Origin of the sequence: Pluralibacter sp. (genome assembly GCF_019237635.1) — a bacterium.
In the GTDB taxonomy this organism is placed as follows: Bacteria; Pseudomonadota; Gammaproteobacteria; order Enterobacterales; family Enterobacteriaceae; genus Enterobacter_B.
Map to the genome: position 1 here is coordinate 19,408 of NZ_JAFAGS010000016.1, position 9,135 is coordinate 28,542.

Below are 9,135 nucleotides of genomic sequence, written 5' to 3' on the forward strand. Positions count from 1 at the left end.
CTGCTATCCGGGCTCAGGTGTTCGCAACCCTACACCTAAAGAACCAACCTTTATCCGATGGAGTAAACATGAAGAAAATAAGTCTAACCAAAATGATCATATTGGGCCTGATACTTGGCATGATTGCCGGGGTGGTCATTAACAATATGGCATCGGCAGATACAGCAAAGTCGTACGCACAAGACATTTCCATTTTTACCACCATATTTTTACGCATGGTAAAAATGATTATCGCCCCACTCGTTATTTCTACCCTGGTGGTCGGCATCGCCAAAATGGGGGATGCAAAAACGTTGGGACGTATATTTTCTAAAACGTTCTTCCTGTTTATTTGCGCCTCACTGCTGTCGATTGCGCTGGGACTGGTTATCGTCAATATCTTCCAGCCAGGTGTGGGCATTAACTTTGTCGCCCATGATGCCGGAGCCGTTGCGGCCGTTCAGTCCGAGCCCTTCACGCTGAAAGTGTTTATCTCACACGCGGTGCCAACCAGTATCGTTGACGCGATGGCCCGTAACGAAATTCTGCAAATCGTGGTGTTCTCGATTTTCCTCGGCTGCAGCCTTGCGGCCATTGGCGAGAAAGCAGAGCCTATCGTTAAAGTGCTCGACTCGCTGGTGCACGTGATGCTGAAGCTGACAGGCTACGTCATGCTGTTTGCGCCGCTGACCGTTTTTGCCGCTATCTCCGGGCTGATTGCCGAACGTGGTCTGGGCGTGATGGTCAGCGCCGGTATCTTCATGGGCGAGTTCTACATGACGCTGGGCCTGCTGTGGGCCATCCTGATTGGCCTGTCAACGATGATTGTCGGTCCGTGCATCAGCCGTCTGACGAAATCTATTTTAGAACCCGCACTGCTGGCCTTCACCACGTCGAGTTCAGAGGCAGCCTTCCCCGGTACGCTGAACAAACTGGAAAAATTTGGCGTCTCCTCCAAGATTGCCAGCTTCGTGTTGCCTATCGGCTACTCCTTTAACCTGGTCGGTTCGATGGCCTATTGCTCGTTTGCCACCGTGTTTATCGCTCAGGCATGCAATATCGAACTGAGCATGGGCGAGCAAATCACCATGCTGCTTATCCTGATGCTGACCTCCAAAGGGATGGCGGGCGTACCGCGCGCCTCGATGGTGGTTATCGCCGCCACGCTTAACCAGTTCAACATTCCGGAAGCGGGTCTGATTCTGCTGATGGGCGTCGATCCGTTCCTCGACATGGGCCGCTCCGCGACCAACGTGATGAGTAACGCGATGGGCGCGGCGATTGTCAGCCGCTGGGAAGGCGAACACTTCGGCGCAGGCTGCCGTGGCAAAGTGCCCGCCAAAGAGCGCGCGACGACCGAAACTGAAATCGCCATGTATTGATTACACAGGCCAACGAAGGTTGGCCTTTCGTCTCCCGATGAACAGGATGCCCCATGAAGACAAACATTTTCGGCGTAAGCCTCTTATCCGTCAGTTTACTGTTTAGCGCCGCCACGCTGGCGCAACCCACGCCGGACTACGCCCAGCTTATCGCGCAGGCGCACCAGAAATATAAAGGTAACCTTGAGGGGAAAGTCGCCGACTACATTCCTGCCCTGGCGACCTATAGTCCCAACAATTTTGCCATCACCATCGCCACGGTTGACGGCAAAATTTACCAGGTCGGCGACGTGAAAAAAGCGTTTCCGATGGAGTCACTGAGCAAAGTGTTCACGATGGCGCTGGCGATGGAACAGCGAGGTCCGCAGGAGGTGCTGGATAAACTCGGCGCCAATGCCACCGGCCTGCCCTTCAACTCCGGCTTAGCTGTGGAACTCACCAAAGGCGCGCCGGAAAACCCGCTGGTCAACGCAGGCGCCATGAGCACGGTCAGCCTGATTGAGGCAAAAGATAAAACCGACCGCTGGAACAAAATCCTCAACAACCTGAACGCCTGGGCCGACGCCTCGCTGACCGTTAACGAGCCGGTGTTCAAATCGGAAATGGAGACCAATCAGCACAACCAGGCGCTGGCGATGCTGATGGCGTCTTACAACAGCTTCTATGGCGATACGCAGGAAGCCGTCGAAATCTACACCCGGCAGTGCTCGGTGGATATCACCGTTGAACAGCTCGCGAAAATGGGTGCGGTGCTGGCCAACAAGGGCAAATCACCGTTCAACGGCAAGCAGTTGCTGAATGAACGCTACGTGCCGCAGGTGCTGGCAGAAATGGCGATTGCCGGGCTGTATGACGGCAGCGGCAAATGGCTGTACACCGTCGGTATTCCGGCGAAAAGCGGCGTCGGCGGCGGGATGGTTGCCGTCGTGCCGGGACAATACGCCATTGCCGTCTATTCGCCGCCGCTGGATGCCGCGGGTAACAGCGTTCGCGCCCAGCAGACCATTGAGTATGTCGCTCATGCAACGCAGGCCAACCTCTTCCTGGCTCAGTAAACAAATGCCGGACAGGTGGTATGCCGCCGTCCGGCAAAAATAACTTAAGGTGAGAAGTGCTATGTCTAAGCCATTTGTCTGGCAAGAGCTGTTTGCTCAGGGTAAAGATACGACGGAATATGAATTACTCAGTAATCAACATATTACGGTGACAGAGTTAGAGGGGGAAGAGGTCATCAAGGTCGCGCCTGAGGCGTTAACCCTGCTGGCCCAACAGGCATTTTATGAAGCCTCATTTTTTCTGCGCGCCGGGCATTTAAAACAGATAGCCAGTATCCTGCATGACCCACAGGCCAGCAGTAACGATAAGTATGTCGCCCTGCAACTGCTGCGCAACGCCGAAGTGTCGGCCAAAGGTGTTCTGCCGAACTGCCAGGATACCGGAACCGCAACCATTGTGGCGAGCAAAGGACAGCATGTATGGACCGGCGGCGATGACGCCGAAGCCCTGAGCAAAGGGGTTTACGCCACATTTAACGAGTGTAATTTGCGCTACTCGCAAAATGCACCGCTGGATATGTATACCGAAGTCAATACCGGCACCAACCTGCCGGCGCAGATAGATATCAGCGCCACGCCGGGCAGCGAATATCGCTTCCTGTTCGTCAACAAAGGCGGCGGCTCGGCCAACAAAGCGGCGCTGTTCCAGGAGACGAAATCCATTCTTCAGCCGGAAAAACTCACCGCGTTCCTGATTGAAAAGATGAAGTCGCTCGGTACCGCGGCCTGCCCGCCGTACCACATCGCCTTTGTTGTCGGCGGGCTCTCCGCCGACCAGGCGCTGAAGGTCGCGAAGCTGGCCTCGACAAAATATTACGACAACCTGCCCACCAGCGGAAACGAGCTGGGCCAGGCGTTTCGCGATACGGCGCTTGAAACCTCGCTGCTCAACGCCAGCCGTGAATTCGGTATCGGCGCGCAATTTGGCGGCAAGTATTTCGCCCACGATATTCGCGTGATCCGCCTGCCGCGTCACGGCGGTTCCTGCCCGATTGCCATGGCCCTCTCCTGCTCTGCCGACCGCAATATCAAAGCGAAGATCAACAAGCACGGCATCTGGCTGGAAAAACTGGAGCATAACCCTGGCAAATTTATCCCGGACGCCTGCCGCGTGGAAAACAGCGGTCAGACCGTACAGATCAATCTCAACCGCCCGCTGCGCGAGATCGTGCACGACATGTCCACGCTGCCGATCGGCACCCGGCTGTCGCTCAGCGGCCCGATTGTTGTTGCCCGCGACATCGCCCACGCCAAAATCAAAGCGCGTCTGGATAACGGCGAGCCGATGCCGGACTACATGAAAAACCATATCGTCTATTACGCAGGCCCGGCGAAAACGCCGGACAATCAGGCCTGCGGCTCGCTGGGCCCGACCACCGGCGGGCGCATGGACGGTTACGTCGATGCCTTCCAGGCGGCTGGCGGCAGCCTGATCATGCTCTCCAAAGGCAACCGCAGCCAGCAGGTCACAGATGCCTGTCATAAGCATGGCGGTTTCAACCTCGGCAGCATCGGCGGTGCCGCAGCCCTGCTGGCGCAGCAGTATGTGAAAAGCCTGCGTTGCCTTGAGTATCCCGAACTGGGGATGGAGGCAGTGTGGATGATGGAAGTCGAAAATCTGCCCGCCTTCGTGCTGGTGGACGACAAAGGGAATAATTTCTTCAGCCAGTTTGAGCAGCAGCATCGCTGCGCATCCTGCCCGGCCGGACATTAAGGAGCCTTTATGGAAGCGCGAGCCAACGCCGACAGACACCGCCAGCGGCAGCAAAAGCTGAAAGAGCAGGTTGATACCCGCGTGGCGGCGGCAACAGAGAAAAAAGGCATTCTGATCGTCTTCACCGGCAACGGGAAAGGGAAATCCACTGCGGCCTTTGGTACGGCCACACGCGCCGTCGGGCACGGTAAAACCGTTGGCGTCGCGCAGTTTATCAAAGGTCAGTGGGATAATGGCGAATACAACGCCCTGCATCCGCTCGGCGTCGAGTTTCACATTATGGGCACCGGCTTTACCTGGGAAACGCAAAGCCGGGAAGCGGATATTCAGGCCGCCACGGCGATCTGGCAGGAGAGTAAACGCATGCTGGCAGACCCGGGTTACGATCTGGTGGTGCTGGATGAACTCACCTATATGCTGGCCTATCACTATCTGGATACCGGGGAGGTGATCGCCGCGGTTGAGAACCGTCCGGCGCAACAAAGCGTGATCGTCACCGGGCGCGGCTGCCACGCTCAGTTACTGGCGCTTGCCGATACGGTCAGTGAAATGCGCCCGGTAAAACACGCGTTTGACAGCGGTATTCAGGCGCAGGAGGGAATCGACTGGTAAGTGGGTCTTTGCCGGATGGCGGGCTGAACAGCCGTCATCCGGCACGATTAACCTACCGGGGAGACCACCGATTTTTGTAATAACCACTCACGGAAGGTTTGTAACGGCAGGGATTGTGATTTCTCCGCTCGCCACGTCATGACAAAGCGGTTGCCGGTGCGGATGGGAACATCGCAAGGGATCACCATCTCGCCGCAGTCCAGGTCGTGCTGGATGGCAAAACGGGGAAGCAGCGCCACCCCAAGATTCGAGCGCACCGCGGCAATCAGCATGGAGAGAAGATCAAAACGCGGGCCGAGATTTACCTCCGGACGGGTGATGCCGGAAAGCGCAAACCATTCCTGCCAACCATTTATGCGGGTACTTTGGTGTAACAATGGGAACTCCCTCAGCAACTCTTCCACCCCCAGTTTCTGCTCTGCATTGGGGAGTAAGCTTCTGCTGCAGACTGGCAGGATTTCCTCTTCGAATAAATAGTCGACCTCCGACCAGGGTGGACAAAAATCTGCGCGCATAATAGCCGCATCGTATTCCCGATTTAAAAAATCACCGATATTCGCCAGAGAGTGAATGTTGACAATAATATCGGGATTTAATTTATTAAATTCCCATAAGTTGGGAATCAACCAGTGCGTGCTGAAGGTCGGGTTTACTGCCAACTCCACAACCTGAACAGCAGGCTGCCAGGTCATAATCATATTTGTGTCGCGCTCCAGCTTATTAAGCGTTTCTTTAACAATGGTCAAATAATGCTTTCCTGCTGCATTCAGAAAAATCCGTTTTTTGGCATGGCCAAATAATGATGTGTGTAAAAATTCCTCCAGGGCCGTCACCTGTCTGAACACAGCACTCTGCGTTAGCGCAAGCTCCTCTGCCGCTCGCGTATAGCTTTCGTGACGAGCCACAACTTCGAACGTCACCAACAACTCGGTCTTGGGTATTTTGCCTCTCATCATGTCTTCCATTCATGGCGGGTAACAGTAATTTTTTGAAGCGAATAGACCCTGCTTCAGAACTTTAGGATAGTTATATTTTAGTTATGCTCCGGCGTCATTGATCCATACCATGATTTATTCATTTTCAATTGCATCATCAGAGTATTTGCGGTAGTTTCAAAGAAACATGAAAGATTATTAAGAACTTGTTCACTTCTGTGTTTTGCGGAATGGATACAGCATCCAATTATACTAAAATGCGCCTTAACATTAATAATTTCACCAGCATAATATGCTGACAGCTAAAAAATATAAAACAAACCCTGCTCTAAAAATAGAACAGGGTCGGTTTGTATTTTATGAAAATGCGCTCAGCTACCGCTCTGTCGTGACATCGACGCACTGCTGATATTCACCGGTATCCCGGAACGCCGCTCAAGCGCCGCATCCGCCCGGTAGACGTCAACGCCTGCTCCTTGCACAAAGCTTCGCAGATCCGGGGTCATCGGCAGCGGTACTTTATTGTCAGAGGCAAACTCGGCGCGAGTCCGCGACAGCGGCTCGTGAACCTCCACCCAGCGCTTACCGTCCGGCTCCGTCGTATATTTCACCGGTCTGTCGATGACCTGCACGCGGGTGCCCACCGGAACGTTATCGAACAGGTATTTGATGTCGTCGTTACGCAAACGAATACACCCCTGGCTGACCCGCAGCCCGATACCAAAGTTCGCGTTCGTTCCATGAATGGCGTACAGCCGACCAATATAAATGGCGTATAACCCCATGGGATTCTCCGGCCCGGCAGGCACCATCGCGGGCAGAGTTTTGCCCTCTTTGGCATATTCCCGCCGTGTGTTCGCCGTCGGCACCCAGGTTGGCCCTTCCTGCTTACGTTCAACGGCCGTTACCCAGTTTCTCGGCGTTTCACGCCCGGCCTGCCCGATACCAATCGGCAACACCTGAACCGTATTGCCGCCAGGCGGATAGTAATACAGACGCATCTCCGCCACGTTAATGACAATACCTTCTCGTACCGTATCCGGCAGAATAAGCTGCTGCGGCACCACTAGCGTTGTGCCGGATCTCGGCAGGTAGACATCCACGCCGGGGTTAGCCTCAAGCATATTACTCAGCCCCTGCCCGTACTGGGCGGCGAACGCCTCCAGCGGCAGTTTATTATTATGTGGAACAGTGATGGTCTGCGTGCTCCCGATCAGCCGACTCCCTTCTGGCGGTAGCGGATAGCTCACCGCCAGTGCGCTCTGGCTGGTAAGCAAAACGGACAATAAACAGAGTAAATGTAAACGACGCATGATTTCCCTTCCTCAGTTGCGACAGCCGTCACTGAATTATAGCGTTTTTCTCCGTTTATCGATCGTCGGTAAAATGGGGCGTTTCCGGTAGATTCACCGGCCGGTAGTCCGCCCGTAGCGTCATTCTCTCTCGCACGGATGCGTGAATCAGCGCATCGTCCGGCAGGCGGCGGGGTTCGCCCATCGGCAGATACCAACCGCACAGCGCCTTACGTGCTGGCCACTCGCGCCAGCGAACGCGTTTAGGCAACCACTCCAGAATTCGCCAGCCGCCGATGAGGGAGTTATGCAGTTCGGCGCCCGGGTTGGGCGCCACAAACGTCTCTTTGCCGTGCGGTAGCGTGCCGCCCTCAGCGATGCACTGGCGGAGAGTCTCGTGATAGGTCAGCCCGGCGTTTTGCGCTTCGTCAAGCATCCACCCCAGCGGGTATTTCGCCAGCCCGCTTGCGGATTCCGGATAGCCGCCGCCGACATCCGCATGCACACCGGCAAACCACACCTGCTGAATATCCTGCTCCGTTTCGCTGGATTTATCATAGGGATTGGGGCGATACGGCTGGGGCGACGTCCAGCGGTTTAGCCGGAACATGCGGCGACGCTCGTCGATGGAAATGGCCTGGCGGAAGATTTTTACCGCCGCATTGGTACGGGTAAAGCGCAGGGTTTGCAGGCTTGGGATCAACCGGTCCCTGCGCGGCACGATGATCGACGCCACGGTATCCCAGACGCCAATAAACTCAACTCGCGCGGGACGCCCACCGGCGACATTGCCAAACAGCCAGGCTGCCCGCAGATCGGTGCTGGCCTGCGGTTCTGGTGTATCGCCGCTGGCTTTTTTGTAGGCGGTCAGCCCGTAGCCTGCGAGGTTTCGCTGATCGGGCGGCAGAATGCCGATAGTTTCTACCAGCGCCGCCACAACGCGTACGGTATAGGCGCCGCGGCTGAACCCCAGCAGATAGATGCGGTCTCCCCACTCCCAGTGCTGGCAGAGAAAATCGTACGCCTCCAGCACATCGTCATCGAGACCGTAGCCGGTCGCCAGACCAAACACCGAGCGGATTTTTTGCCGCAGCCGCTGCCAGGCGTTGTCCTGGCTCAGCGTCCCGACGCCGGGGGTATAAAACACCCGCTGCTCCGGCGTTTTCTCCAGGATCCGGTAGAACTTAAGCACGTTTGACATCGTGGTATTCAGCTCGTTGCCGGTACCATCGCAACAAATCACTATCCGTTTACTCATCATGCCCCCTCCATTGTGCCGTTAAGAGGAAAAATAGCATGTGGCAGCGCACTGTGCGTAACGCAGCGCGCAGAATAGCGGTTATCAGATTTGGTAGTCGATGGCGGCGTCTTCCGGTGCCATCACCTGGCGCCGGACGGCTCACCCGCGACAACAGGATCTCGTTCACAACCCGCCGCGCGCCGCGTCTGCCCGATGCTGCTCACCGCCAGCTGCGCCTGTTCGCACTGGCGCAGAATGGTCCGCGCATGGGTGTAGAGAATTTTTCCTGCTTCCGTCGGCGTGACGCCGAGCCTGGTGCGAATCAGCAGTTGTTGATCCAACTCCCCCTCAAGCGTCGCGACCTGTTGGCTCAGCGCTGGCTGCGCGATATGCAGGACTTCCGCGGCCTGCGTCAGGCTGCCGATATCGACAATTTTTACGAAGTACTTCAGCCGTCTTAAGTTCATGTTGCCTCCTGTCAGGGATGCCAGTACCAGCATCGGCAGTTCAGATACCGGAGGTACTGCAAGATGCCTGCCAGTTTTTGCCGCCACCGCCAACAGGCCGGAGAATAAGCATTTCTGATAATCCGGACGCTTTTCGTCACGCGTCAGCGGATGGCCCTGTGCCCCATCAGGGGGTGCGTTGCACCATCGGCGTGCGGTTCGTTGAAACTTTCGCCAAAAATGCACGTTTTGGTGAAATAGTCAGCAAACGAACCCGCAGAGCGCACACAGCCTTTGACATGCGCCGGGTGCATCGTTACTATGCGCCCCGTTCACACGATTCCTCTGTAGTTCAGTCGGTAGAACGGCGGACTGTTAATCCGTATGTCACTGGTTCGAGTCCAGTCAGAGGAGCCAAATTTAGAAAAGCCTGCTTTCGAGCAGGCTTTTTGCTTTTTTGCGCCAGGGTGTTTGCCCCAT

At 55.8% G+C, this 9,135-nt stretch carries 7 protein-coding genes, 1 tRNA gene and 1 pseudogene; 5 read left to right on the forward strand and 4 right to left on the reverse strand.

Going from position 1 to position 9,135, the window contains the following annotated elements:
- Window positions 1-68: 68 nt before the first annotated feature.
- The 4 genes from JO226_RS02070 (at window position 69) to cobO (ending at window position 4,742) form a co-directional block, all read left to right on the forward strand.
- Window positions 69-1,361 carry a dicarboxylate/amino acid:cation symporter gene (locus JO226_RS02070; protein ID WP_293481995.1) on the forward strand — a complete coding sequence of 431 codons (1,293 nt, stop codon included), beginning with the start codon at window positions 69-71 and terminating at the stop codon, window positions 1,359-1,361.
- Window positions 1,362-1,414: 53 nt separating this feature from the next.
- The gene (gene glsA, locus JO226_RS02075) at window positions 1,415-2,416 is read left to right on the forward strand and encodes a glutaminase A (RefSeq protein WP_293481997.1); all 1,002 of its coding nucleotides are present in this window, start codon (window positions 1,415-1,417) and stop codon (window positions 2,414-2,416) included.
- A gap of 61 nt (window positions 2,417-2,477) precedes the next feature.
- Window positions 2,478-4,130, forward strand: a complete 1,653-nt coding sequence (locus tag JO226_RS02080) for a class I fumarate hydratase (protein ID WP_293481999.1) — start codon at window positions 2,478-2,480, stop codon at window positions 4,128-4,130.
- Between the two features lie 9 nt (window positions 4,131-4,139).
- Entirely contained in the window at window positions 4,140-4,742 is a 603-nt protein-coding gene (cobO, locus tag JO226_RS02085) for a cob(I)yrinic acid a,c-diamide adenosyltransferase (protein ID WP_293482001.1), read from the forward strand.
- Between the two features lie 47 nt (window positions 4,743-4,789).
- Here cobO and JO226_RS02090 read toward each other — a convergent pair whose 3' ends face one another.
- From JO226_RS02090 to JO226_RS02105, 4 genes and pseudogenes are all read right to left on the reverse strand, one after another.
- Window positions 4,790-5,695, reverse strand: a complete 906-nt coding sequence (locus JO226_RS02090; protein WP_293482009.1) for a LysR substrate-binding domain-containing protein — start codon at window positions 5,693-5,695, stop codon at window positions 4,790-4,792.
- 353 nt (window positions 5,696-6,048) lie between these two features.
- Window positions 6,049-6,990: a L,D-transpeptidase gene (ldtA, locus tag JO226_RS02095; protein ID WP_293482003.1), complete on the reverse strand. Its 942-nt coding sequence runs from the start codon at window positions 6,988-6,990 to the stop codon at window positions 6,049-6,051.
- A 55-nt stretch (window positions 6,991-7,045) separates the two neighbouring features.
- Window positions 7,046-8,230 carry a DUF2235 domain-containing protein gene (locus JO226_RS02100; protein ID WP_293482005.1) on the reverse strand — a complete coding sequence of 395 codons (1,185 nt, stop codon included), beginning with the start codon at window positions 8,228-8,230 and terminating at the stop codon, window positions 7,046-7,048.
- 182 nt (window positions 8,231-8,412) lie between these two features.
- A pseudogene (locus JO226_RS02105) lies at window positions 8,413-8,676 on the reverse strand (LysR family transcriptional regulator); the annotation flags it as partial.
- Between the two features lie 320 nt (window positions 8,677-8,996).
- On the opposite strand from JO226_RS02105, the gene JO226_RS02110 reads away from it, so the two are divergent.
- Window positions 8,997-9,072: transfer RNA gene (locus JO226_RS02110), tRNA-Asn, on the forward strand.
- Window positions 9,073-9,135 lie beyond the last annotated feature (63 nt).

Excerpts from the sequence above, each read along its gene's own strand:
- JO226_RS02090 (WP_293482009.1), bottom strand. The coding sequence starts at position 5,695 with ATGAGAGGCAAAATACCCAAGACCGAGTTGTTGGTGACGTTCGAAGTT.
- cobO (WP_293482001.1), top strand. The coding sequence starts at position 4,140 with ATGGAAGCGCGAGCCAACGCCGACAGACACCGCCAGCGGCAGCAAAAG.
- ldtA (WP_293482003.1), bottom strand. The coding sequence starts at position 6,990 with ATGCGTCGTTTACATTTACTCTGTTTATTGTCCGTTTTGCTTACCAGC.
- glsA (WP_293481997.1), top strand. The coding sequence starts at position 1,415 with ATGAAGACAAACATTTTCGGCGTAAGCCTCTTATCCGTCAGTTTACTG.
- JO226_RS02070 (WP_293481995.1), top strand. The coding sequence starts at position 69 with ATGAAGAAAATAAGTCTAACCAAAATGATCATATTGGGCCTGATACTT.
- JO226_RS02100 (WP_293482005.1), bottom strand. The coding sequence starts at position 8,230 with ATGATGAGTAAACGGATAGTGATTTGTTGCGATGGTACCGGCAACGAG.
- JO226_RS02080 (WP_293481999.1), top strand. The coding sequence starts at position 2,478 with ATGTCTAAGCCATTTGTCTGGCAAGAGCTGTTTGCTCAGGGTAAAGAT.